Source organism: Pseudoalteromonas sp. SR43-5, assembly GCF_014163835.1.
GTDB classification, from domain to species: domain Bacteria; phylum Pseudomonadota; class Gammaproteobacteria; order Enterobacterales; family Alteromonadaceae; genus Pseudoalteromonas; species Pseudoalteromonas distincta.
Window position 1 is genome coordinate 1 of the sequence record NZ_JACJEA010000008.1, and the last position, 26,493, is coordinate 26,493.

Genomic DNA, 26,493 nt, shown 5'->3' on the forward strand with positions numbered 1-26,493 from the left:
GAAAATTACGCTAGAACTAGGCAAAAATTTTTGTATCTAGTTGTTCTAAATAAAAAATTTTTAACGACGTTATAGTGCAATTTAATTCGTTAAATTGATCAAAGATTTATGCAGGTTGGTATAATTACTGGTGGCAGTGTCGCAAGACATTGCCGCTGTAACGGTATTGATAAGTAAAATACAAAGTGGAATAAATCATTTTTGTAAATGTTAACTAATTATAGTTAAAAAAAAGCAAGCCAGGTGGCTTGCTTTTAGCGTCTTTAAATACACACACTTATAGACTCGATTTAACTATAACCTTTAAAATCTATAGCTTGCGCCAAATGTAATACGGCGGTCTGTAATACCTTGGAAACAAAGTAAAGCACCTTCGTTTACACAAGACTGGCTAACTTCTGACTCAGTTAAGTTAACGGCTTCAATACCGATATTTAGCTGATCGTTCACATCATAACTTATGCTGGCATTAAGCTGCCCTCTGTCTTCTTGTACAACAGGGAAACCCCATGGGAAGCTTGAAGTGCTACCAAAGTCAGTTGAACGGTACCCTTCGCGCCACGTGTAACGCGCTCGAGCAGATAGACCGTATTTCTCATAGTAAAATGTGATGTTATATGCGTTTTCTGACAGATCAATGAGTGATTGCTTAGCACTGATGTCTGCATCCGGGTTACCGGTTGTTAATGCAAAAACAGCATTTGCACGACTCGTTGCGGTGTCAAATGATTCACCACCAGAAAATTCTTGATAGGTGTAGTTAGCAACAACACCAAAACCTGATGCCCAGCCTAGCTCTTTTTCAAAATTTGATAAGTCGTATTGAGCTGCAAGCTCGATGCCTTGCTGTGTTGTTTCGCCAGAATCATTAATAGTAGTTTGTGTTGGTACACATAACCCTACACCAGCATCTGGGCCAAATACGTTTATGTCAGCAATTGGGTTAAATATGCCGCCGCCTTCACATTCAGGACCATTTGTATCGCGAAAGCCTGTATTTGGGTCTTCAAATGGGTCAACTTGCTGTGTAACGTGCAAATCGCTACGTGTTTTATGAAAGTACCCCACACTTAATAAAGCAGCGGGTGCAAAATACCAATCAGTGGATATATCGAAAGAGGTTACTTCTTCTGGCTCTAAGCCTGAGTTACCTATTGAAACTGCACTATTAGGGCTGGTGCCAAACGTAACGGATGTAGATAGGTCATCAAAATCTGGGCGTCTGATATCTTTTGACCAACCTAGACGAACAATCACATCTTCACTTACATTCGCGGCTAAATTAAATCGTGGTAAAAAGAAATCGTAATCACCTTTTGACGTTACTTGAGTCACCAGTTCGTTGCCACTTCCATCTTGAGTAACAGAGTTACCTAGCGATGTAACTTCAGTCTCTAAATAACGTAAGCCAAAGTTACCGCGAAACATGCCATACTCAAAATTAGCTTGTGCATATAAGGCATGTGTTTCTTCTTCAATATCAAAAAACGCATTTACTTGAGACGTTGGTGAACTTATTGGACCACGATCAGAACCTGTTATTGCATTATTAGCTTCAATCGCTTGGTTAAGTGCTGCTAATACAGCTTGTGGATCAGAGGATGCAAGCTCTGGGTTTATAAGTAAGAAATCACGAATATAAAGTGCTCGCCCATCACCATCATTAAAGTTATCTGGGCCCGCTGTTAATAATTGTGCAAATAAATCACCCGTTGGGCTATCAGCCATATTTCTTAAACCAACGTTAGAGCGAACTTGATCCGACATACTGCTCGTTTTACTGTAGCGGTAACCAAAATCGACTGACGTTATTACATCATCTAAGTAATATGTAAAATCTGTACGAAACGCATCTTCTGTATTTTCTGACTCATCTTGCCCTTGGTTTACGTCACGTAGAACAACATTTGCAGGGTCGAGTAATTGAGCCATTGTTGGTGCGTTTGCCTCCCCCGTTGCAATACCAAATGTAAGTGCATCACCTGTAAGATCATACTCAAAAGGAGTACCGTTTTCATTTGACGAATTAGTAGCGACATTTGGATTTATAAAATTAAGCGTTGTATTAAAGCTTGGTGTAGTTGAATCAGAACGAGAGGTTGAGGCTTCAACACTTGCAAATAATCTATCGCCTTGCCATTCGCCCCCTATTCTAAATATTTTGCTTTTTGTTATGCGTGAATTAGTATCACTAGAAAAACGTAAATTAGGATCGCCACCACCGTCTTCAACCGGAATAACGCCTCTTACGGCCGCTTGTATGCTGCCTAGGTTTTGTCCGTCAAGAGAACCAAAATTAACTGTTTCAAATTCACTCGGTATTGATACATTTCTAAGATCACTTAGGCCAGATGCTTGTACTCTTGAGCTTTCTTGGCGGCGCTCTTGATCGTTAACAACTGCATCAAAAAAGAATTTCATATTATCGTTTGGTGCATATTCAAATGTACCTGCGAAGTTTTTTGTCTCGTATTCGTAATTATCGTAATCTTGAATCAAAAATTGTACTGGTAGAAAATCAAACGATTGTGCACTTGCAGCACCACTATCAGCGGCTACCGAATTATCTCTATCAGCACGAGGACGAAATGCGGTTACGTCTTGCTCACTGTAACTACCACTAAATACAACACCAAACTTACCGCCAGAATCAAGCTCCCAGTTATCACCCCAAGCACCCGATACCCTAGGAGTAACACCATCTGTTGATAAGCTACTATCTTCACCTTGTACTCTAATTGAGCCTAGAGTTTCATTTAACTGTAACGGGCGAATTGTTTTAAGGTTTATTGTTGCGCCCACAGAGCCTTCGATTGTTTTTGCTTCAGGTGACTTAATTACTTCTACACCGGAGATGATTGCAGCTGATACATCTTCAAAACTAATGCCACTTCGCCCAGACCCAGAGCCAACTGTTGATACGCCGTTCACTTCTGTACGATTAGCATTGGTACCACGAATTTGAACGCCCGTACCTACCCCTGCTTCACGGGTAATTTGAATCCCCGTTACATTTTCAAGTACTTCTGCGAGGTTTTGATCTGGTAGCTTACCAATATCGACAGCCTCAATAATCTCAACAAGGCTATCTGCTGAACGCTTTTGTGCAAGCGCATTTGTAAGCGATTGTCGAATGCCTGAAACCTCAATAACCTCAAGATCGTCTGCAGCTTTTTTTGGAGCTTCTTGCGCCTGTGTAGACAAAGACATACCAAGTGCGGTTGCCGATATAACTGCCAGTGTAATTTTAGATAACTTGTGACTCATAGTTTTTTTCCTGTGTGTGTGAAATGCTATGTTTAACCAGCTACTTTATTGTTTTTATTAAAAGCCCTTAATTATTACAAACCCTTAACTTTATATTTACACCCAACCATAAAAAGGTCAACCTTTTGGTAATGAATTTAGATCAAATATTATGCAATATGTTATTACCAAAATAGAAAAACCTACCTAACCTTTAAATTAAAATCATAAAGTAGATTTTAAGTTCATGTTATTTATTGATTTTAAATTTAATTAGAAATTGAGCTATCAATTACAAGGGTTAAAAGAGTTAGTGTTTTAAAAATGAAATAATTTTGGCAAGAGAAACCGATGATGTTGTACGCACTTAATAAATGGCATTATTGGTTAACCAATTTATTTTTTCAGTCAAGAAGCGTTATTAGAAAGCGAACTGTGTTGAGTACTATTTATTAGCGTTATTGAAAATATAAAATTGAAGAATTTAGGGATCAAAAAAAGGCGGTAAAACCGCCTTTTTAATGAGATTTAATGTTTAACTATTATTACAGCTTGTAGCTTAAACCTAAGAATAAGCGTGGGCCGTAGTCATTCACTTCACCTAAGTTTCCTTCAACAAAGAAATCTTGTGATTTAGGTGCGCTGAACAAGTTAATTGCTTCTGCTTTAACTCTAAAGTGCTCATCAATTTTGTATGATGCGCGCATTTCCCATACGCCTACAGAATCAACATAACGAAGTCGAGTACCATTTGTAGTATATGGTTGGAAATACTCACTACGATATTTGTAAATAACGGCAGTATCAAACCCACCAATTTGGTAGTACAGCTGGCTGCTAAATACATGCTTTGAGAAGCCAGGTACTGAAGCCGACTCAACAATACCGTCAGTTAATTGTGTAGTATTACCGTCTACATCAGTAACAAACGTATCGCCGTATAAGCTATCTTGGAACTCAAAGTCAGTGTCTGCATAGTTGTAACCAAATTTCATACCGATGCCATTATCCCAGCGGTAAGAAAATGAAGCTTCTAGGCCTAGTATTTCACTGTCCTCGTCTGATGTAACAGAGTTGGTGATTGGTAGTGAAACAGTTTCACCGGCAACAGTAAACTCTTCAATTACTGTTTGTTGTTGAAAACCACCGTTGAACTGTTTGTAGTATAAGCTTAACGCTAAGATTGAATCTTCGTTAGGGTACCATTCAAACGCAGCATCGTAGTTCCACGACATAAGCGGTTGAGTGTCCGGGTTACCAGAGCCATTTACACCCACTAATAAATCGCTAATTGATGTTGCTGTACCTTCTGTATCTTCTTGGAATGTACGGCTATAACCTAAATTAGATGGATTTGCGCGTGACATACCACGGTATATACCTGCTCGGAATAAAATATCTTCGCTGTAATCAATAACTAGGTTAAAGCTTGGTAAATACTTAGTGTAATCGCCACCACTTTTTATTTTATCCAGTGAACCGTTATCAGACTCAACTAGAGACAGTACACCGGTATCACTTGTTACAACATCAAAGCTATTTCTAAAACCAATCGAAGTTACATCTGTGTCTACAATACGAAGACCAAAGTTACCGCGAATGAATTTACCAAACATTTCTGTATCGTAATTAGCCATTAAGTACACTGATGTTGTTTTTTCTGTTACATCAATTGTACCTGCATTTTCATATTCCACTTCTGGGTAAGCAAACACACCATCAGCGTTAGAACCAGCTACAGCTTGTGAGAAACATACGTTGTCGTATGTAGCCCATGATGAACCTGTACCGCTAGCTACAACGTTACCGTCGCTATCAATATTTGTTACGATATCACCATCAGATACACTCGATAAAAAGCCTGATTCAGGGAAATCGATTTGACAACCTTGTAATACGTCAAGCGCTTCAGTACCAGAGTCTAGTGTAAATTCGTTTCTTGAACCGTTACCTTGGCTACCACCATACTGTAGGAAGGTCATTTCAGATGTTCTAATGCCGCCTTGAATACTGGTGAAAACGTTGCCATCTAGCGCATAGTCAAAATCTAGTCGCGCTGAGATAACTTCGTTTTCACGAACATTTTCACGGTCAAGTCGTGTTCTTAGGCTATCTGTAAAGTTTGAAATATCTGTTACGTCAAAATCTGTCAGTGTGAAATGAGGAATTTCATCGCCCATATCCCAAGAAAAGAAATTGCGACCTGATGTTCTACCACGGTTAGATATTTGAAGTTCTTCACGTTCAGTTTTTGAATACGCTAAATCTAAGTCAACAGTTAATCTATCGGTAACTGTATGTTCTATATTTATGCCGTAACCTTGGTAGTTTTCTTCACGAGAAAATTGCTCACCCGCTGATTCAATACGCTCTTCACCTTCCCAATGTAAAATACCGCCTACATCGTTAGTTACAAGTGTTGGACCGGTTACACCTGGTGTTGCACGTTTTTGTAAAAAGATTAAATCGTGGCGTGCTTCTTGTTGTGTTCTATCTGAAATTTGTGCATCAAAGTTAACATCCCAATCAGCTGACGGTTGGTATTGCAGTGCAAAAAATACTGCATCACGTTCATCAGATGTCTCGTTTTGACGAAAGCTTCGGCTACTGCCAGTCCAAGCATAAGGAGTCCCATCACTTACTGCTTTACCTGTTTCTGGATCAATTTCTGTATCGTAACCTTGGTTACTACTGCCATTAACTTGGTCTTCACAGTCGCCTGCGCTGCTGCGATAAAAACCTTCATTGGTATTAGTCGGATCGTTTAAACATGCCCATAATGAAGAACCTGATGGGCTAGAGCTTCTGTATTCAGCCTCTGGTTGACTAATTTCTTGGCGCTGCACACCAAAAGACACACCAACGGCTTGGCCGTTATCAAATTCAAACTGATCAACATAACTAAACGTGCCACGGTAACCCGCGTCACTTTGCAGCGAGTTATCTACATTACCTTCGTCTGGGTTGTAATTTAATTTAACCTCAGCTGATACACGTTGTTTGCCAAAATCAAGTGGAGTTATAGTTTCAAGTGCAATAACACCTGCAACACCACCTTCAATCATTGAGGCATCTTGCGTTTTATATATCGCTACTTTTTTTACAAGTTCAGAAGGGAACTGCGAAAAGTTAACTGAGCGGTCACCACTACCATTAGTCGCTTCACGACCATTAATGTGTGTTGCACTTAAAAATGGACCAAGACCACGGATAGTGATTTCTGTAGCACCACCGTTTTCACGGTGAGATGCAGCACCTGTAATTGATTCTAGTGCTTCACCGATTGACAGTGCTGGTAAATCACCAATATCTTCAGATGACAGGCCATCAACTACCGTTGTTGCTTCACGTTTAATTGCTATTTGATCTTGTATCGTTCTACGTGTACCTGTAACACTAATTATTTCAACGTCTTCTTCAACTTCTGTCGCTTTTCCCTGATCTTCCTGTGCGCTTGCTGTAAATACGCAAGAACTTGCCATACCTGCGATGACCGCTGTTCTTACCCATTTTGCAACTGGGCGCATTGCAAACTGCCCTGTTGTAGAATTATTGTTATCTCGTGACTTCAACGACATTTGAATTCTCCGCTGGTTGTTGTTGTGTGATTTTAGTGTGTTAGCTTGTTATGCTGATGTATATTTTATGTGACCTTTGATATTAATATACTTAAACCCAGCACGATGATCAACCAATTTGACGCTTTAATATTACCATAAGGTATACCAATTTTAACTTAACGGCATTACCAGTAGGTCAGGCAGGTTTTTTGCTAGAATATAAACAGCTCTAAACTAGTCGATAAATGGGTAATGTAGGTTGAGAAAAGTGTGGTGATTATTAATAAATAATAAAAAAGCCCCAAATTTGGGGCTTTTAAAAGTTAACTGATTAATTGGTTACTTAATCGTTTTGTATTTTCCATGTAGATCCAACACCGACTTCAGATGATTGAATATAATGAAGACCTTTAGCACCTGCCTCTGCCTGAAGGCCTGCAGGGTCAGTTTCTAATAACGTACTTGCTGCTGTAACGTACTCAAGCACTTCTTTACCGTTATTTGCTGGGTCTTGGTCAATTGCACCATCAGTATCGAATGCGCCATTACCATTTAGTTTTCTAATTTCAACCCAGTCACCGCTTGCATCGCCTGATACTCGACTATCCATATAACCAAAGTTGTTACTTAGCACCGAACTATCATGATTAATTAAGTCACAGTCATATTCAAAAGCATGGTCACTATCAAGTGTATTTGGGTAAAATAGGCCTTGAGTTTTAGCACTGCTGCTTATTGTATCTGCGTCTGTTTGATCACCTAAACCGTTTGCAATTAAATTTCCATTAAAGTTTATAACAAACGCATTTTTGGTCAGCCCATAGAGTACCGGCGCATTCGCTGCGGTTAACTCATCACAATCACTTGTTGGTGCTTTAGGGCCTATTTCCGTACTAAATACAATAGGTTGCTGTGAATTCAAAACCGTATTGTTTGTTACATTTAGTGTAAAGTCGCCAGCCGCATCAAGTACAGCTTGGTTACCCGAGTTTGGCACACCGCCGTCAGCTTGCGAAAATGGATTTGCCGTAAATACAATACCGCCCGCTTCTTTATTGCCAGAACGAATACCTGCAATGTAGTTGTTACTCACAGTGTGACCAAGTGGTGTGATTAATATACCCGCTGGGCGATCATCAGAGCTTGCAATATCGGTAGTTCGAATAATAATGTTATCTGTAACACTGTTGAAGCCACCATCTTCTAGTGAAATACCACCATTAGGATTTACGATTGTATTGCCTTTGATGGTTGCACCCGATGTTTGCACTCGCATTAAACGACGACCTGTTACAAAGTTTTCTACTCGGTTGTATTGAATAGTAAAGTTTGCGTTATCAGCTGCACCACTAGCCGTTGTACTGCCAACATTAATTAAATGTAAGCTAGAATTGTCAAAGTTTGGATTGCTACTAGTGCCACTAAACAAGTTATATTCAATAACGTGATCCGAGCTTGCAGATGCCATTTTAATCACGGAGCCATTTTCAGCAAAATTACGATTAGAAAATGTATTACGTTCGATTAAAGCGCCTTTACCTTTTAGCATTAACCAATGATAAGTAGAGTTGTTTAGCGTTGCTTCTTCTCCATCCATCGTGTTTTGCGAAAAAGTAAAGTTATCCCCTTCTGAGTAAATAACAGCACCTTCTTCGGTTTCACAAAATGCACCCGCTTTAGTATCTATATTCTTAAAGGTAAGCCCTGTTAACCCAGCGCCATCTACTCCAGCAGCTACATGCACACATACTTCACCACTAAGTACAGGAGTTTGACCTTCTACAGCGCGAAGCGTGACTGCACTGGTTAATAAAATTGCGTCCATATCAGCATAAACACCCGTGTTTAAACCAATAACATCACCGTCAGCTAAACCGCCACTTATAGCACCAAGGAGTGCTTCAGGGTTACTAACTAATTGTGTGTAAACCAATGTATCAAGTGAGTTTGTAACCTCACTCGCAAAGCCATCATTATCTGTATACGTGGCTTTTACTGACATTATTGAGCCAGCGTAATCAGAAGGTGTAAATGTTTTACTATTGCTCCCAGCTATTTCAACGCCATCAGCAGACCAAGTATAAGTAACGTTAGCCTCTTCAACGCCGTTGTTATCAGTTATCTCAGCGGTTAACTCGCCATTTGTTAAATAAGGCACTACACCCATAATGGCTACGCTACCGGCTTCGTCAACCGCAACAGCAGAAACAGCAATTGTTTCCTCTGATGTATTATCCTCGATAAACCCATTATCATCTGTATAAGCAACCTGAACACTTACCTTTTGACCTAAAAGTGATGCATCAACTGTAAAGGTGCTCTCTATTGCGCCATCTATCTCTTGTGCGTCAGCAAGCCATTGATAAGTGATATCTCCTGTCGCCCCATCGGTATCATTAATTTCTGCTGTTAAAGTATTTCCAACAGTTGGCGTGCCGCTAATTGTAACTTCGCCTTCTGAGTTTGTTCGTGCGACAACCTCTGTACCGGCTGAAGTTACAGACTCGTTAAACCCACGGCTATCTTCAAAAGATGCACTAACTGTAATAACTGTACCAAACTGTGCGTCTGTTAACGTGAGCGTTGAAAGTGCTTCATCAGCAATTTCTACGTCATCTGCAAACCATTTATAAGTTACTGTATCGCCATCAAAGCCATTGTCGTCAGCTACATTAGCTGTTAGTTGCGAACCAACTAGCGCGTCACCTGTAATAGTTAAACTTGCAGGAAATGCGATTGCGGCAACATCTGCGGTTGGTTCTGTAATATGCGATTCATTAATACCGCCATCATCGGTATAAAGCCCTTGAACTGTAATTGATAACCCTATCTGATCGTCAGTCAATGTAAATGAAGCGCTATTTGCACCAGCAATTGCCTCACCATCTGCATACCAGTAGTAAGTCACGTCACCTGAGATACCATCAGGGTCACTAACTTCAGCTGTTAATGTTTGTCCGCTTGTAACAGTTCCACTAAGAGCAATAGAGCCCAAGTTGTTGTCATTGTTGTTTGAGTTTGTGTCACAACCAACGATTGCTGCTGCAATAGCGCATAGCGCAAAATGTTTGAATTTCATGGTGGCTCTATTCTCCAAATTTATAGTTTTAATATTTGGCTATCTATTGTGTGTGTTACCAAATAAATCATGTGTTTATTACCAAATTCATTTAAATTGCAAATAAATTGTTAACCAACTTGGTAATATAACCACAATAAAATAAGTTTTTCCACTATCCCCACCTAATTAAATAACAATAAATAAACACCAAGTTAACCTTGGGCTTTTATTGTTGGTTAAAAATTGAATTCAATTGTGAAAAATAACGTTGAAGATACATAGCCTTATAGTAAAAACTTAGTTTTATATAGGGTTTAGAAGGTAATATTATTAAATATATGTGAAGTATTCTTATTTGAAGACAATAAGAAAAAAATGAGTTTGTATAAAGAGTATGATTTACAAAGAGAATAAAATTAAAGGTAAAAAGGGGCAATTTTCTTACCCCTTTTTTTGGGTGCTGTTTATAACATGGCGTTATTATAAAACTCTACAGGCTCATTTGAACCCAAAGCAACAGGCACACGCTGGTGCAAGCTAGTTGGCGCAATATCTAAAATTCGCGTTCCTCTAGAGGTTGCTTTACCACCTGCGTTTTCAACTAAAAATGCTAACGGGTTTGCTTCATAAAGCAGTCTTATTTTTCCGTTGTCGTTACCACTGCGTTTATCTTGTGGATACAAAAATAACCCGCCTCGGCATAAAATACGATGAACGTCACCTACCATCGCTGCATTCCAACGCATTGAGCTTTTTTCAAAGCTTTCACAGGTGTATAGCAATTTATCAAAATACACTTGTGTTGGTTCGTCCCAGTAACGATAGTTAGCCATATTTACGGCAAATTCGCGACTTTGTTCTGGCACACTTAACTGCTTGTTTGTCAGTAAGTAACCGCCATGTGTTGAATCTAACGTATAACAACGCGTAGGACCGCCAGTACTCATTACAAGTAATGATGAAGGGCCGTATAACACATAGCCTGCACATACTTGATTCACACCGGGCTGACTAAATTGCTCGTCGCTATCAAAAGGAACATCATCACGGGCTAAGTAAATAGTAAATATAGTGCCTATTTGCCCATTAACATCAATATTAGAAGAGCCATCTAACGGGTCAAAAGCAACAATAAACTTACCTTCAGGGTGGCCGCCTACCGCATGATCTTCTTCCTCTGATGCAACAGATCGTACACTGCTATCATCAAGTAGGATGTCTTTAAGTAGTTGGTTTGCGATTACATCAAGCTTTTTTTGAACTTCACCTTGAACGTTTTCATTCAAAGTTGAGCCTAAAACACCGGCTAATTCACCTTGGCTTACTCGAAAAGCAATTTCTTTACTGGTCGCTAAAATTGTGCGAATAAGTAAAATAAGATCGGTATCTACACCGTCTTCTTTCAATACTGTATTTAATCTTTTCATGCGCTATACCTGTTTACACAATTTAGATCGTCAAAGCATTGCTCTAGCCTTGCAACCATACTTTGCTCTGAATGACGCAACCATACACGAGGGTCATAGTATTTCTTGTTTGGCTTATCATCCCCGTCAGGGTTACCAATTTGCCCTTGTAGGTATGCTTGCTTGTCTTTGTAGTAATCTAAAATACCTGTCCAACACGCCCACTGCGTATCGGTATCAATATTCATCTTCACTACGCCATACGTTAAAGACTCTGCAATTTTACTGTACTCAGAGCCACTACCACCATGAAAAACAAAGTTAATTGAGTTACTTGGTAGATTAAATTTTTCTGATACGTAAGCTTGTGAATCTTTTAAAATAGTTGGCGTAAGGACAACGTTACCCGGTTTATATACACCATGAACATTGCCAAAAGAGGCTGCAATTATAAAGTTAGGGCTAATACGACTTAAGCGTTCGTAAGCAAATGCAACATCTTCAGGCTGAGTATATAAAGCAGAACTATCTAGGTGTGAGTTATCAACACCGTCTTCTTCGCCACCCGTGCAACCAAGCTCAATTTCAAGCGTCATACCTATTTTTGCCATACGCGTTAAGTAACGTTCACAAATTTCGATATTTTCTTCTAAAGGCTCTTCTGACAGATCAATCATATGTGAGCTAAACAATGGTTTGCCAGTCAGTTCAAAGTGTCTTTCACCTTCATCAAGCAAACCATCAATCCAAGGTAGTAGCTTTTTAGCTGCGTGATCAGTGTGAAGCATCACTGCTACTTCATAATGTGCTGCCACTGAATGTACATATCTTGCAGCACTTACCGCCCCAAGCACAGCTGATTGTTGCTCTGGTAAAGATAAGCTTTTACCACAAAAAAATTGTGCTCCACCATTAGAAAGCTGAATAATAACGGGCGAGTTTTTCTTTTTAGCAGCTTCTAGCGTCGCATTAATAGATGTTGTGCTAACAACATTTACCGCTGGCAACGCATATTGATTAGTACGTGCATGCTCGTACACAGCACTTACTTCGTCGCCAACGATTACGCCTGGTAGTATTGTTGGGGCTAAATAATTCATTTATGAAATCCTTTCTATTTTAAAGCCTGGATACAAGAATCAGTAATTGCTTGCCAATTTTCTTGTTCAACCCATTCTTTTTTCGCTATCCAAGTACCGCCAACGGCGAATACATTATTTAAAGAAAGATAGTCCATTTTGTTACTTTCGCTAACGCCACCTGTAGGACAAAAGCTGACTGCTCTAAATACTGACGACACAGCTGACACAAAAGGAGCGCCACCGGCAAGCGATGCTGGGAATAATTTTTGCTCTTCAAAGCCATACTCAAGCGCCATTAAAATATCACCGGTGTTTGATACACCAGGAAGTACCGGCACATTACATTTAGCAAGTGCTTCAAGTAACGTAGGAGACACCGCTGGGGTTACAATAAAATCAGAACCCGCTTCAAGTGCTTGCTCCAAAATATCAGTATTGATGACTGTTCCCGCACCTACTTTTAGCTCAGGCACCTGTGCTTTAATAGCTTTTAATGCCTCTATTGATGCCTCTGTTCTTAGCACTACTTCAACTAAAGTAAGCCCAGCATTGGCCATAGCTTTCGCTATTTGAACACCTTGCTCTGGAGTATCTGCTTGAATTATAGGTAGCAGTGTTTGTCCTGCCATAAGTTCAGAAAAGCGAGTCATAACGTTGTTCCTTTATAAAAAGTAATGCGGCCGAGGTATAGCGGCCTTTAATGTTTAATTATTTTGTTATACCAATTGCATTAAATTAATGAGCTATTATAGCGACAAGAAAATAGCTCAATAACAAGGCTAAAATTATGATACATAGTTGCTCTATATAAATAATTTTTAACGTAGTTAGTGAGTTATTTAATACGCTAAGGTGATCATGTTTTTAATAAAATTGGTATCACATGCCAGCTTCAGCCATTGCTAGCTGAAATATATCTTTTGGAGCAATAGCACCTGGTTGCTGTATAACAGTCCCTGCCGCTTTTGCAGCAAGTTGCACGGCACTTGAAATTGATTTATCAGATAAACGTGCACCTAAGTAAACACCGTTAAAGGCATCGCCTGCTGATGTTGTATCTACAACGTTTTTGACCGGTACAATAGTGTGGCTTTGAAGCGTATCGCCCTCTTTTGTCACTACCGATTCAGGGCCATTTTTAACAACAATTTCTTCAATTTGGTAAGGCTTTAAATATTCAACAACTGCTTCTACGCTATGAACGCCATAAAGTGTTGTTAAATCTTCAACGCCTGGTAGGGTAATATCTGCAAACGTAAAGGCTAAATGATACTGCTCTTTTGTTTCCTCTACACTATTCCACAAACGTGCTCTGTAGTTAGGATCAAAAACGATTTTAACCCCAGCATCTTTAAGCTGCTTTACAACTTTCCAAAAGTCTTCACGTGCACTTTCTTCAATTATTGCTAATGAAATCCCTGAAAAGAAAAACATATCACCTTGGCTAAGCTGCTCGAGTGCATCAGCATCTAAAAAATCAACAACCTTTTTAGCTGCAGAATCATTGCGCCAATAAATAAAGCTACGCTCACCATGCTCATCAGTTTCTATGTAGTACATACCAGGTACTTTGGTGTCGTGAGCAAATACAAGTTGCGTATTTATTTGTTCACTCTCAAAGCGTTCTAGCATTTTTTTACTTAAATTATCTTGACCTAAAGCCGTAACAACCGAAGTAGTAACCTGCGGGAAGCAACGTTTTAAATACACTGCAGAATTATAAACATCGCCTGCAAATGATTGGTGCAGTGTTGCCGCGCTCATAGCTCTAAGCTCGACCATGCATTCACCGATAAAGTAAATATTTTTCATCTTGGAAGTTACCCTATGTAGTTAACTGCTATGCACATATACAAAATATGTTGGCATAGCAGTTATTATCTAGATTATTGAGGCTTTTTAAGAGGTTCTATTTTTGGAATTAAAATCCAAACAGCTGCCATTGCAATGATGGCTAAAGAAGCACCAATTACAAATGCTGGTGTGTAGTTACCATCAGCAGTAAGAAAAGGTACTAGCGATGTAAGACCTACAGCACCAAGCTTTGCCGCCATACCAGAAAAACCTGATAATGTACCCACTGCTTTTTTACCTAACAAATCACTTGGTAGTGTTTGCACGTTACCAATTGCAGTTTGAAAACCAAATAAGATAACAGCCATAATTAGTACCGCTGTTGTTGGTCCGCCTGGATTTGCCATTGCAAGTAGCGCTGGTAACATAATTAAACAACCCAGCGTAATAGTAAGCTTACGTGTTTTGTCTGTATTCCAACCTGCTTTGAGTCGATTTTGAGCCAATAAACCACCAAACCAAGCACCAAACATAGCGCCAACATAAGGTACCCAACCGTATATACCAATAGATTTAACATCCATACCGTATACTTCATTTAGGTAAATAGGGATCCAAAAAACAAATAACCACCAAATTGGGTCAATTGCGGCAGAGGCAATGATTACACCCCAGCTTTGCTTACGAGAAAGTAACTCAGCAGTTGTAGGGTTATATTCCTCTTCGTCTTCACCAGTTACATCACCGTTGTCATCAACACGTCTTTGACCCGTTAAGATATATTCACGTTCTTCGGCAGTAAGCCAAGGATGTGAGCTAGGCGGTGCTTTAACTAAAATTAACCATGGAACTAACCAAAGGAAACCTAATGCACCAACAAAAACAAACACCATTTGCCAGCTAAAGTAGATAGTTAAATAAGCAATTAAAGGAATAGCAATAATGCCACCAATTGCGGCGCCAGAGTTAAAAATACCCTGTGCTAAAGCACGTTCTTTAGTAGGGAACCATTCTGCGTTACCTTTAGCTGCACCAGGCCAGTTACCGGCTTCTGCTACACCTAAGATTGCGCGAAAAATACTAAGACTAAGTACACCTTGTGCAAATGCATGCGCAACGGTTGCAATAGACCAAACACCTATTGATAGTACAAAACCGAAGCGTGTGCCCACCCAGTCAAATATTTTACCAAAGATTGCCTGACCAAATGCATAAGCAAATACAAACACAATAGAAATATTAGCGTATATTTGTTTGCGTTCTAGCGCTGATTCATCAGGAAATAAATCTTCAACAATGTCCGGCCAAAGCACACTAAGTGCTTGGCGGTCGATATAGTTAATAATGGTAGCTAGCGCTATTAGCGCTATAACCCACCAACGTAAGCCTTTAAGTTGCATAATTAATCCTCAAGAAAGTCTTCACGCGCTGGGCTAAAAGTATCAATCAGGATTCCGCCTGTTGGGCAGGTAGCTCCATGATCAGCAAATGGTGGGATTAAGCAGCTATCACCCGGTTTTAAGATTTTAGTTACGCCATCAATGTTAAAGTGAAACTCACCTTCAACAACATACGTTACTTGAGAATGTCTGTGAGCATGGTTATAACCAATAGCCCCTTTCTCAAACCAAATTTTAACAGCCATTAGCTCTTCGTTATAACCTAGCATTTGACGTTTTAGACCATTTCCTAAGTCTTCTATTTCGGTCTCGTTACCAAATGAAAAGTTTGCGCTTTGCTTTTGCATCCTATTTACTCCTGATTATTGTTCATCATATAAACGCCTAATCGGCCATTTAAAGTGAACTCTTTATTTTGATAATTGAATGTGTTTTTAGCTGATGTTTGTGCTTTATTAATTGCCACTAAATATGAGTTGCCTTTAATATCAAGTTCAACAAGTGTTAAATCGCCCTGCTGACTATATTCAAGCTTTGTAACTCGACTAACAGCTTCTAGGGTATATTCTTTACTTGGGTTGTACTCACCATGTGGCTCTAATACAGATATAAACTTATGTTGCTTTTGCCCCTCAACACGACGAATAAAACCATTTTCGTTGCGTAAATTAAAGTGAGGGTCATTTGCGCCTATTTGAGTAAACAAGAAAGACTCATCACCTTTAACCAAGCTCGTTTGCGTATAAAAACGACCATTTTCGTTTAGCCACGTTACTTTAGCTAAACCACTTTGAGGTTGCGCTTGAGCTTTAAGCCATAAATGTTGGTAGCCATTTTTAGTACCTAGCGCAGACAGCTGTGCTGCATTTGCTTTTAACTCAAAGCTGGTATCGATAAGCTGACCTTTATAGTGCAAAGGCAGGTCAAGCTGATGCGCTTTATTTGCAGCAACATCAAATATTTCAAGTGCAACTGTGCTTTGTAGTTCAGGTAAGTTAATAAGTGCAAGCGTACGCTCAAGATCTACGCCTTTATAAGCTGTGCTTATTTCGCCGCTTGAAACCGTGCCGTATTCATTTGTTTCGAAAAAGTTAAGTGTAGGGTAATTACTATTTCCTACTTCAACATTTGCATTAAAATGCGTTGTTTCGTCAACCACTACCGTATTGTGCGCAACAGTGTGTTTAGCGTAAGTTTCGTTTTCAGGTAAATAACGACCGCCGTATTTAGCTTCTACATTTAAAAAACGTGCTGCGCCATAATCAGATACAATTTCATTTCCGTGGTCGTAAAACTGCCATGTTAATTTATCAAAATGACCATGGCCCAAACCTTGTGCAGCAGGTTTAAACAGTAGCGCTTGATCGCCACCTACCTGCGTTCTCATTACAACTAGAGCACCTTGTTTACCGTCATTACCATCACCGAAGGCAACGGATTTAAACGAATAAGGTTTTGCCATGTTGTTATCAAGTGCTTGAGCTACTTTTAGCCCATCACCAGAGAGAATTATTTGGTCTTGTTGCTTAGCAATATCTAAATAACCTGCATCGTTGGTTAAGCCATACGCTGCCGTTACCCCATTTACTAACTCAATGGTATCGATGCCTTTACTTTTTATTGCATCGTTAATTGGGAAGAACAAACCGTTGTAGCTAAGTTGAATCGTCGTATCAATCGCTTTTAATAATATGCCATCGCGATATTCAAAGATTTTTCGTTGTGGTTCGTTGTTTTCAATCGCTTTAGCAAACGTTACAAATGGTAATAGTGCAAAGCGTTGATAGTAAGGACCTTCGTTATAGTAACCTTGTGGTGAAAACAGCATCTCTAGCTGCTTAATAAAGCCACCCTTACCCGACTTTTCTAAATCGTATAATGATTTTTCTACCCACTCAGGTTCGCCTAATACATACCCTGCCATGCCAACACCCGCTGTTGCCCATGTTCCATGGTTATGTACTTTATTAAATGTAGACGGTTGGCCTACAGATGTGAACAACGAAACAGGACGGAGTAAGTCATTCTCGATTGTTTTAATATTATCGGCATTCAACGAGTCATGAATTAGATCATAAGCTTGTATTGTGTACACAAGCCACATTGCTTCATTTAGGCTTTGCCAAAAAAACTTACCTGGATTTTGCGAGTCCATTTTACGTTTTGGATGCAGACCAAGCGTTGGGTATAATTTTGCATACTCAAGCAACATATCACGTACATAGTTTGCGTATTTATCATCTTGGCTTAATTGATAAATAATGCCCGCGTTGTACATAAGTTGATAATTCTTCTTATGGCGCTCATGTGTATAACCACCACCGCCATCTTTTGGAACGGGTACAGTGATAGGCTGTGCAATTTGTTCATCTACTTGCGCTTTTAGCGATTCAAACGCAGTAGCAAACTTTGTGCTACCGTTGCTACTAATTGCTTGGCGCATTTGCTTAACATCATCAGTAGTAATCACTAAGTTTGGGTGCGCTGCATGCGCCCCCAATGATGTAAGTAATGTAATTGCAGCTACAGCAGCTATTTTAAAACGTGTTTGGCATTTTAATAAGTACATAGTATTTACCCTGCCTTATTTAAAACGTTGTTATTTTTTAATACTGCCGTGTGCGGGCCTTTAACTCTTAACTCTTTAACACTTGGTGCTTTAGTTGCATCAAATGTATTTCCTGAGATTTCAGTTTTAGGCTCGCCTACTGTGTGCTCTACGATAATAGGAGCAGATTTAACAAATTTATTATCTTTGATATTAGTAACCTGAACACCGTGAACATAAATGCTCGCTTGCTCTTTGTTACGCTTACCAAGGCCAACGTTATTAAGCGTGTTATTTGTCATTTCAAAATGAGGGCCAAATGTACTTTCATCAGTGCCACCACGGTAAAGCTTAACTATGCCGCCTTTTACATCATTAAATGTATTATCATTTACAATAACGTATTCCGCGTTATAAACACCTAAGTCTTCAATTTCAGTATTTAGACGTAAAATGTCACCTGTTACTGTATTAAAGGTATTACCTGTAACAATAATTTCGTCAGCCATTGCACCTTTACCAGTGATAAAGAAATGGAATGAATGATTAATATCTAAAGCATTTAACTCTGAGTTGGTCATTACAAAGCGGTAATTATCAACCATACCCCATTTTTGCGTACGAACAATGCTGTTACCTATTGCATCTGGCGCGTTTTCACCTGAAATTGATAAACCATCTAGTTTTAAGCTGCCGCCATCATGTATTTCAAACAAGGTAGAGCGTTGAAAAGTAAGTTTAGACTTTGTGTTCTGCTTTGCTTTAATTGTCAACGTTTTATCAATTTTAACCAGTTTAGACACATCATACTGGCCAGGCGCTAGTTCTAGAACATCGCCCGACTCTGCATTATCAATAGCATCTAGTAATGCACTTACATCAGCTTTAACAGAATGTGTCTTACCAGAATCAAAATCAACTAAAGCAGGTACTTTTGCATACCAACTAACACCGGTATCTTCTTTTTTAAGTACTTTTAAATCGCGCTTTGCACCTACATTTAAACTTTTAGAGGTTGGGTAAAGTAGACCATTACTTGCTTTTTCAAGCGTGATTTTTTCTTTTTTTACACCGTACGTTAGCTCAGAAAGCACTTTTGTATCTGCAATGTTGTTACTTAATACTAACCCACTTACATCGTCGAATGTTGTAAATGGCTGTTCACCATCTTGGTTTATGATTAAGTTGTTTTTCATTACGCTATTTTTTGGGGCTGCGCTACGCTCAGCATCGCTACCTGCAGCAAGTTGAATATGACGCACATTTATAAATGTGTTGTTTTCAATCGTCGCATTTTCTACTTGGTGATAACGATTAATAGATGAATTTGGTACGCCGTTCATTACAGTAAAACCACTGCCAAAACGATAGCCTGTTAGGCCTTGTAGGTAGTTATTTCTTACAATTTGATCTTTATTGATAACGCGGATACCACCTGTGTGATCAACACCATTACCAATGAAGATATTTTCTTCTATAAGATTGCCGTTACCATGGCGCAGCGTTAATGTACCGCGCGCTTCATAAAATACGTTATTACGAAGGATGTTTTTACCTGACTTAACCGAAACAATTTCGACTTCACCATTGGTACGTTCAAAGTAATTATTTTCAACCAATGTATGCGAATCAGTTAGTGAGTAATGGCTTGTGCCAATACGCAGGGTTTCACCACCGTTAGAACCAAAAGTTGGACGGTAGCCAAAATAGTTGTTATCTATACGATGATAGTTTTCCTGGCTTGCTTTAGTGTTTAAACGAACAGCAACTGTCACACCTTTATTTCGTTTGCCAACTAAATGACTATGATCAAAGCGGTTATGTTGTCCATATAAGGCAACCCAATAATCAGACTCTCGTTTGTCTGGATTACTGTAATTATCGATTACTGTTTGAGTAACTCGTGAATTGTAGGCTAATTCATTTTTATTTTTACGAAATTCTATTACAGCTGAGCTCGGTGTGTAGCCGTTTTTAAATACTAAACCAGAAGCTTCAAGGTATTTACCTGCAAGTCTTAGATTAGATTGACCTGATAGAATTACTTTTCCGTTAGTTTCAGCGGTTAATATAATAGGAGAGTTTTTTGTACCTTGGCCTTCAAGTAAAATTTCGAAGTCGGACCAAGTACCATTTTTAAGTACTACTTTGTCGCCAGCAACTAGATTAGCTGCGATATCATTAAAAGCTTGTTTATTTTCTATAAAATAATCTTTGGCCGCTACTTGTGTGGATATGCAACCGATGAGAACTAGACTAAGCTTTATTGTATTAATCAAACGCATAGTTAACTCTTTTTCGTTGTGACTGAAAGTAGTGCTTCATCAGAATTAAAAAAAGCTGACATTGCACAAAGACTTTAGTCAATTGGTGTCATGTGTGTTAAAGCGCTTTAAGTTAAAGCTCAAAGCGCTCAATAAGGTCGAGAAGTATTACTTTTCTAACTTTTTGAAGTAATCAAAAATTTCAGGAACGTTACCTTGACCCATACCAGCGTCAAACGCTGCTTGTAGGTTAGCTGATGAACCTTCAGCGATTTTTGATTCAGTACCTAGGTCTTCTACCATTTGTAGGAAGTAGCCTAAATCTTTGTTTGCATTAGCAATCGAGAAACCAAGGTCGCTAACATTATCAACTGCATAGTTTTTACAAAATTGCATAAATGGTGAGTTAGATGGGCCAGTCGACATAATGTCGAAAAGTTGTTGACGGTCAACACCAGCAAGTTCTGCCACTGCAAATGCTTGTGACATAGCACATACTGTCGTCATGCCCATGAAGTTGTTGATAAGCTTAGTTGTATGACCTGCACCTAGCTCGCCAAGATGGAAAACGTTTTCACCTTGATCTTCAAGTACTGGTTTAACTTTATTGAATGTATCAATATCGCCTGCAGCCATAATGTTTAAAAGGCCGTCTTTAGCATGTGCTGGTGTACGACCTAGTGGCGCGTCGATCATGCCTGCGCCTTTAGCTGCTAAATCAGCACCAATTTTTTTAGTAGATGATGGGATAGAAGTACCAAAATCAACTAATACTGCACCTTCTTTAATACCCGCTAGGATACCGTCTTCTGCGTAAACAATTTTTTCTACAACGGCAGACGTTGTAAGACAAAACATAACAATATCTGAACCTTCAGCTAGCTCTTTTGCAGTGCTTGCTGTTTTTGCGCCTCTAGCAACACATGCTGCAACCGCATCTTTGCTAAGGTCCATAACAATTAGCTCATAGCCTTTGTTTTGTAAATTTTCGGCCATGTTGCCGCCCATTAAGCCTAAGCCGATGAAACCGATGACTGGTTTTGACATGAATAACTCCTAAATATGTGGCGCATACTTTTATAAGAACAAGTAAAATTTACTCTATAAATACGCTGTGTCTTTTGTTTCAATTTGTAGAGTAACTTTAAGCTTGAGTTATTTATAAATTAACCTGTGCAAAACGTAACTCTGATTAATTACCAATACATTGTACTCACTCAAACCAAGCAACTTACCAATTGGTATGCAAAAACTGTATTACCATACGACTTTTTTGTCAACCAATAAGTTAACCAAGCAAACGCCACATTTTTAAAAATCACACAAAAATTAATTTAATATCCTATTAAAACAAATGGTTATATATCAACAGCACAATTAAGCAAAGGTTAACTTTTGTTGAACAATCAGTAACTTTTTTTATACTAATAGGTTGACCAATAATTGAGTACTGGTTATTTAAACATCCAAAATTTAATAAAATGATTCATTAATTGGTAATTTATAAAGGTCGAACTCAAACTGTTTTAAGCCCACTCTCATATTAAGGTTGTGATTTATATGTAATGCCTACATATATGGCTAATACATATAACCCCCCTAAAACGCGCTTGATAATAGCGCTTAGTTAAAAATACTCTTAACTTTGAATAAATAACTAAAGGAACTAAAAATGCGTTTATTACATACTATGCTTCGTGTAGCCGATTTGGATAAATCAATTGCTTTTTATACTGAAATATTAGGTATGAAAGAATTACGCAGAGCTGATAACAGTGAATACAGATACACTCTTGCCTTTGTTGGATATGGCGACGAAGCAGATAACACAGTATTAGAGCTAACTTATAACTGGGACGAGGATAGCTACGACCTAGGTAATGGATATGGTCATATTGCTATTGAGTTTGATGATATTTACAAAGCATGTGCAGATATTAAAGCTGCTGGTGGCAATGTAAGCCGTGAACCAGGGCCTGTAAAAGGCGGTACTACTGAAATTGCTTTTGTAAAAGACCCAGATGGCTATGCAATTGAGTTAATTCAGAAAAAAGAAGACATGAGTAAATTTTAAATTACTTAACAACTAATTCAAGTTATAACAATTTGCTTAATGCCAATCTGCTTATATATGGGGTCTATTTAACGTTAAAAAAATTACGCTAGAACTAGGCAAAATTTTTGTATCTAGTTGTTCTAAATAAAAAATTTTTATCGACGTAATAGTGCAATTTAATTCGTTAAATTGATCAAAGATTTATGTTGGTTGGTATAAGTATGGAGGGGTTTAATTTTATATATTGTTCAAATGGTTATGCAGATTGGTATTAAATAAAAGGTGCTTTGCAGCACCTTTTTTTAACGTAACTGACTATCTTTACTACCACGCCTATTGAACGATTTAGCGCTAGCACCATTACCTTCTATTGCAGCTTGACATGCAACACAGTAGCGAACTCCTGGTAGCGCGAGCCTTCGTGCTTGTGGGATTTTTTCATCGCACTCGTCACATAGCTCAGCACTTGCACCAGATATTAAATTGCTTCTTGCATACTGTACGGCATCGTTAACACTTGCATCAATTTGATCTTGAATTGCACCGTCTCGTGCCCATCCACTTGCCATAAATCCTCCTAATAAAGTTGGATGTTTAAATTTATGCTACCAAATTGAATCTTTATAAGTACTGAATAATAAAGCTAGGAATGGGGTGTTATTTGAAGGCTTCAACTATAAAACTATATTTTATATCTAAAGAAAGAGGCTGTAGTTGCTCCCTGTAATCTACTTTCAAAAAGATCAACACTCTAAAATCAGGCAAAAAAAAGCAGCTAAAAAAGCTGCTTTGTAATTCTAATTATTTATTTAAATATTAAAGGCTGTAATCAACAACCTTCATGCCTAATTTTTCAAGCTCTGGGCGAAGTGTTTTAGCATCACCCACTACTAAATAAATCATATCTTTAGTGTTTAAGTGTTTTTTAGCTAAGGCGTTAACTTCTTCTTTGCTAATATTGCTAACAATCTCATTTCTTTCTTTTACAAAGCTAGGTTTTAAATCGAACTCTAATATTTGTGCTAAAAAGCCAAGTTTTGCATTAGGCGTTTCGTATTTAAGCGCATCTTTTTGATTGATAGCTTTACGCATAAACATAAGCTCTTCATCCGTGACACCGTTTTGAGCATAGTTATTAAGCTCATTAGTAAACTCTGTAATAGACGCTGCAGTAGAGTCGGCTCTCACCGCTGCAGAAGCTGTAAAGCCGCCTGATGTTTTATCACCCCAAAAACGAGAGCGAGCACCGTAAGTGTAGCCTTTATCTTCTCGTAAATTTAGATTGATACGGCTGTTAAACGTGCCACCAAATGCAAAGTTCATTAAGTTAGCTTTAAAAAACTCACCAGTAATGTCTTCAACCATATCGCGTTTACCAATACGAATTTCTGATTGAGGGGCATCTGGTTTATCTACAAGATAAATGACATTAGTTTCGACTTTAGGTTCGCTGAAATCAACAGTAACTGGGCTCGATTTACCTTGCCAGTTTGCAAGTGTAGCTTTAACCTTTGGCTCAATTGTTGACTCTTTTAAATCAGAAACAATAATGACTTGCGCGCCTTGTGGTTTAAAGTTTGCGTTATAAAAAGCTTTAACGTCATCTAATGTAATAGCCTCAATACTATTAAGCGTTCCAGTACTTGGAAGTGCAGCTATATTGTCGCCATATAGTAATTTGCTGTATGTATTAGATGCTAAATACCCTGCATCCTTCATTGAATGTTGAATATTTTGAATGATTTGCTTTTTATTACGCTCAAAGTCATCGGCATTAAATGCTGGTTTAAATAATTTCTCTTCAACAAGCTTTAGCGTTGCATCTACATTTTTAGTTAAGCTAGAAACATACACATTTGTATGTGTTTTGTCTGAGTAGATACTTACCTGGCTACCCAGTTTTTCAAGCGCGTTACTCATTTGCTCTGTAGTGTAGTTTTGCGTTGACTCGCTCATTAACGATGCAGTCATTGACGATAAACCCACTTTACTAGCTTGCTCATTATACAAGCCACCCGGAACTTTAATGAAAATAGCGGTGGTTGGCGTTTCTGTACTTTGCGTACCTAATATTTTAATACCGTTTTCGGTCTTAGTTTGCCAAAGAGAAGGAACATCAACAGCAGGATTTGCGCCGGCTACAGGGTGAATACTTCGATCAAATGTATCAACAGCTCTTCGTGCTACTAAATCATCAGCTGAAGTTGTAGATGGACCTCCAAAATCATGCGCTTTAGGCGTAAAGTTATCTGGGGCAGCTATAAGTTGAGTTTGACCTTCTGGCACAACACTCATAATAACGGCAGATTTACCTTTGATATATTGATTAAAAACACGCATAACATCAGCTTTTGTAACTTTGTTATAACGTGCAATCTCATCTTTAGCTGAGTTTGGGTTACCTGTAAACGTTTCAGATGCGGCTAGTTGAGAGACTTTTCCTGATACGCTTTGCAGACCAAAAATTGCACCTGACTCTATTTTAGCTTTTACTTTATCTAAATCATCTTGTGTAACGCCACGCTCTTCAAATTCAACAAATGAATCACGAATGATTTTTTCCATATCAGCTAACGTTTTCCCTGCTGTAGGATTTGGTAAAGCATAAAGACTAATTGAACACGCTAACTCTTGGCATGGATGATTTGCACTTGCTTGAACAGCAAGTTGAGTTTTAACTAGGTTTTTGTATAGTAGTGAATTATTACCTCCACCTAATATTTCAGCAAGTATATCAAGAGGTGCTTCATCTTCAGAGCGAGCATAAGTCGTTGGGAAACTGATACTTAATAAAGGTAAGTGAACCTTATCTTCCATTGAAATATATCTATCAGCATCTAGTATTACAGCTGTTTTTTCAACTTTAGGTATTTCAGGACCTTTTGGGATTGGTGCAAAGTATTTAGTAACTAATGGCAGTATTTCATTAGCGTTGATGTCACCACCAATGGTAAGCGTTGCATTATTTGGTCCGTACCATTTTAAAAAGAATGCTTTTAAATCATTTACATTTACGCGATTTAAATCGTCCATAAAACCAATTACAGGCCATGAATATGGATGGCCGTCTGGATACATCGCTTGAGCAACACGTTCACCTAAACGACCATAAGGGCGATTATCAACACGTTGGCCGCGCTCATTTTTTACTGTTTCGCGTTGTACTTCAAATTTTTCTTGGGTTACAGCATCGAGTAAAAAGCCCATTCGGTCAGCTTCTAGCCACAACATCTTTTCTAATTGATTTACAGGTACTGTTTCAAAATAATTTGTTCTATCAGAGTTAGTAGTACCATTTAAAGTACCGCCTGCTTCAGATATTATTTTAAAATGTTCCTCATCAGCAACATTCTCTGATCCTTGAAACATCATATGCTCAAAAAAGTGAGCAAAGCCTGACTTACCCAACTCTTCGCGAGCAGAACCAACGTGGTATGTTACATCAACGTGTACTAAGGGATCTGAATGATCCTCATGCACAATTACAGTTAAACCGTTATCTAGTTTATATTTTTTATACGGTATGTTGATTTCACCTGCATTAGATTTCACTGATTCAATAAGTGTAACGCCAGGAATTGATGTTTCTGTAACAATATTTTTATCAACAGCTTGAGTTGAGCTATTACATGCAGCCAACCCTGATGCAAGTAAAACAGCAAGTGCAATTTTTGTGAGTTTCATTTTTTAGTCCATATTTAAATTAACTCAATGAGTTTAAAGACTAATTAAAAGTACAACAAGGAATATGGAGTGATTATGGGTTTGGTTTTGTAACAAAGTGTAAATAGATTGATATAAAAATGAAGTATAAAATGAGAGTATTAATTTGTGGTTTTATTCTAATAACACTGCACTTCCCTATTAAAAATAAGTAAGTGGCGTCCCCAAGAGATTAGTACTCTTGATAACGTCGTGCATAGAGAGTGCGGTGTCACACTGCTTTACACGATACTTAAAATAGTAAGTGGCGTCCCCAAGGGGATTCGAACCCCTGTTACCGCCGTGAAAGGGCGGTGTCCTAGGCCTCTAGACGATGGGGACACATAAATGTGTCACTAGGACAACTGAATTTT

At 38.6% G+C, this 26,493-nt stretch carries 15 protein-coding genes and 1 tRNA gene; 1 reads left to right on the forward strand and 15 read right to left on the reverse strand.

Annotation, left to right across the window (positions count from 1 at the left end; genetic code table 11):
* Nucleotides 1–303: 303 nt before the first annotated feature.
* The 12 genes from H5090_RS06170 to H5090_RS06225 all read right to left on the reverse strand — a co-directional run bounded on the left by H5090_RS06170 (nucleotide 304) and on the right by H5090_RS06225 (nucleotide 21,408).
* Nucleotides 304–3,267 carry a TonB-dependent receptor gene (locus tag H5090_RS06170; protein ID WP_058154910.1) on the reverse strand — a complete coding sequence of 988 codons (2,964 nt, stop codon included), beginning with the start codon at nucleotides 3,265–3,267 and terminating at the stop codon, nucleotides 304–306.
* Between the two features lie 524 nt (nucleotides 3,268–3,791).
* Nucleotides 3,792–6,824, reverse strand: coding sequence for a TonB-dependent receptor (locus tag H5090_RS06175; protein WP_182695297.1), 3,033 nt, complete (start codon nucleotides 6,822–6,824; stop codon nucleotides 3,792–3,794).
* A 325-nt stretch (nucleotides 6,825–7,149) separates the two neighbouring features.
* A complete protein-coding gene (locus tag H5090_RS06180) occupies nucleotides 7,150–9,885 on the reverse strand; it encodes a poly(beta-D-mannuronate) lyase (RefSeq protein WP_182695298.1) in 2,736 nt (911 codons plus the stop codon).
* Nucleotides 9,886–10,331: 446 nt separating this feature from the next.
* Entirely contained in the window at nucleotides 10,332–11,294 is a 963-nt protein-coding gene (locus H5090_RS06185) for a class 1 fructose-bisphosphatase (RefSeq protein ID WP_182695299.1), read from the reverse strand.
* Complete coding sequence (fbaA, locus tag H5090_RS06190) at nucleotides 11,291–12,373, reverse strand: class II fructose-bisphosphate aldolase (RefSeq protein ID WP_039489411.1); 1,083 nt, start codon at nucleotides 12,371–12,373, stop codon at nucleotides 11,291–11,293. The genes H5090_RS06185 and fbaA overlap by 4 nt, the downstream gene beginning before the upstream one ends.
* 14 nt (nucleotides 12,374–12,387) lie before the next feature.
* A complete protein-coding gene (gene eda, locus H5090_RS06195) occupies nucleotides 12,388–13,005 on the reverse strand; it encodes a bifunctional 4-hydroxy-2-oxoglutarate aldolase/2-dehydro-3-deoxy-phosphogluconate aldolase (protein ID WP_058154918.1) in 618 nt (205 codons plus the stop codon).
* 229 nt (nucleotides 13,006–13,234) lie between these two features.
* The gene (locus tag H5090_RS06200) at nucleotides 13,235–14,167 is read right to left on the reverse strand and encodes a sugar kinase (RefSeq protein WP_024596888.1); all 933 of its coding nucleotides are present in this window, start codon (nucleotides 14,165–14,167) and stop codon (nucleotides 13,235–13,237) included.
* A gap of 74 nt (nucleotides 14,168–14,241) precedes the next feature.
* Nucleotides 14,242–15,549, reverse strand: coding sequence for an MFS transporter (locus H5090_RS06205; RefSeq protein ID WP_002962964.1), 1,308 nt, complete (start codon nucleotides 15,547–15,549; stop codon nucleotides 14,242–14,244).
* 2 nt (nucleotides 15,550–15,551) lie between these two features.
* On the reverse strand, nucleotides 15,552–15,896 hold the full coding sequence (locus H5090_RS06210; protein ID WP_002962963.1) for a cupin domain-containing protein: 345 nt from the start codon (nucleotides 15,894–15,896) through the stop codon (nucleotides 15,552–15,554).
* A gap of 5 nt (nucleotides 15,897–15,901) precedes the next feature.
* Complete coding sequence (locus tag H5090_RS06215; protein ID WP_182695300.1) at nucleotides 15,902–18,118, reverse strand: heparinase II/III family protein; 2,217 nt, start codon at nucleotides 18,116–18,118, stop codon at nucleotides 15,902–15,904.
* Between the two features lie 5 nt (nucleotides 18,119–18,123).
* Nucleotides 18,124–20,382, reverse strand: coding sequence for a polysaccharide lyase 6 family protein (locus H5090_RS06220; RefSeq protein ID WP_182695301.1), 2,259 nt, complete (start codon nucleotides 20,380–20,382; stop codon nucleotides 18,124–18,126).
* Nucleotides 20,383–20,529: 147 nt separating this feature from the next.
* Nucleotides 20,530–21,408, reverse strand: coding sequence for an NAD(P)-dependent oxidoreductase (locus H5090_RS06225; protein ID WP_002962960.1), 879 nt, complete (start codon nucleotides 21,406–21,408; stop codon nucleotides 20,530–20,532).
* Between the two features lie 625 nt (nucleotides 21,409–22,033).
* On the opposite strand from H5090_RS06225, the gene gloA reads away from it, so the two are divergent.
* Nucleotides 22,034–22,435, forward strand: a complete 402-nt coding sequence (gloA, locus tag H5090_RS06230) for a lactoylglutathione lyase (RefSeq protein WP_024594782.1) — start codon at nucleotides 22,034–22,036, stop codon at nucleotides 22,433–22,435.
* Between the two features lie 284 nt (nucleotides 22,436–22,719).
* Here gloA and H5090_RS06235 read toward each other — a convergent pair whose 3' ends face one another.
* The 3 genes from H5090_RS06235 to H5090_RS06245 all read right to left on the reverse strand — a co-directional run bounded on the left by H5090_RS06235 (nucleotide 22,720) and on the right by H5090_RS06245 (nucleotide 26,461).
* Nucleotides 22,720–22,986, reverse strand: coding sequence for a DksA/TraR family C4-type zinc finger protein (locus tag H5090_RS06235; protein ID WP_002962957.1), 267 nt, complete (start codon nucleotides 22,984–22,986; stop codon nucleotides 22,720–22,722).
* A gap of 247 nt (nucleotides 22,987–23,233) precedes the next feature.
* Entirely contained in the window at nucleotides 23,234–26,101 is a 2,868-nt protein-coding gene (locus H5090_RS06240) for a pitrilysin family protein (protein ID WP_182695302.1), read from the reverse strand.
* A gap of 284 nt (nucleotides 26,102–26,385) precedes the next feature.
* Nucleotides 26,386–26,461: transfer RNA gene (locus tag H5090_RS06245), tRNA-Glu, on the reverse strand.
* Nucleotides 26,462–26,493 lie beyond the last annotated feature (32 nt).

Excerpts from the sequence above, each read along its gene's own strand:
- H5090_RS06170 (WP_058154910.1), bottom strand. The coding sequence starts at position 3,267 with ATGAGTCACAAGTTATCTAAAATTACACTGGCAGTTATATCGGCAACC.
- H5090_RS06175 (WP_182695297.1), bottom strand. The coding sequence starts at position 6,824 with ATGTCGTTGAAGTCACGAGATAACAATAATTCTACAACAGGGCAGTTT.
- H5090_RS06180 (WP_182695298.1), bottom strand. The coding sequence starts at position 9,885 with ATGAAATTCAAACATTTTGCGCTATGCGCTATTGCAGCAGCAATCGTT.
- H5090_RS06185 (WP_182695299.1), bottom strand. The coding sequence starts at position 11,294 with ATGAAAAGATTAAATACAGTATTGAAAGAAGACGGTGTAGATACCGAT.
- fbaA (WP_039489411.1), bottom strand. The coding sequence starts at position 12,373 with ATGAATTATTTAGCCCCAACAATACTACCAGGCGTAATCGTTGGCGAC.
- eda (WP_058154918.1), bottom strand. The coding sequence starts at position 13,005 with ATGACTCGCTTTTCTGAACTTATGGCAGGACAAACACTGCTACCTATA.
- H5090_RS06200 (WP_024596888.1), bottom strand. The coding sequence starts at position 14,167 with ATGAAAAATATTTACTTTATCGGTGAATGCATGGTCGAGCTTAGAGCT.
- H5090_RS06205 (WP_002962964.1), bottom strand. The coding sequence starts at position 15,549 with ATGCAACTTAAAGGCTTACGTTGGTGGGTTATAGCGCTAATAGCGCTA.
- H5090_RS06210 (WP_002962963.1), bottom strand. The coding sequence starts at position 15,896 with ATGCAAAAGCAAAGCGCAAACTTTTCATTTGGTAACGAGACCGAAATA.
- H5090_RS06215 (WP_182695300.1), bottom strand. The coding sequence starts at position 18,118 with ATGTACTTATTAAAATGCCAAACACGTTTTAAAATAGCTGCTGTAGCT.
- H5090_RS06220 (WP_182695301.1), bottom strand. The coding sequence starts at position 20,382 with ATGCGTTTGATTAATACAATAAAGCTTAGTCTAGTTCTCATCGGTTGC.
- H5090_RS06225 (WP_002962960.1), bottom strand. The coding sequence starts at position 21,408 with ATGTCAAAACCAGTCATCGGTTTCATCGGCTTAGGCTTAATGGGCGGC.
- gloA (WP_024594782.1), top strand. The coding sequence starts at position 22,034 with ATGCGTTTATTACATACTATGCTTCGTGTAGCCGATTTGGATAAATCA.
- H5090_RS06235 (WP_002962957.1), bottom strand. The coding sequence starts at position 22,986 with ATGGCAAGTGGATGGGCACGAGACGGTGCAATTCAAGATCAAATTGAT.
- H5090_RS06240 (WP_182695302.1), bottom strand. The coding sequence starts at position 26,101 with ATGAAACTCACAAAAATTGCACTTGCTGTTTTACTTGCATCAGGGTTG.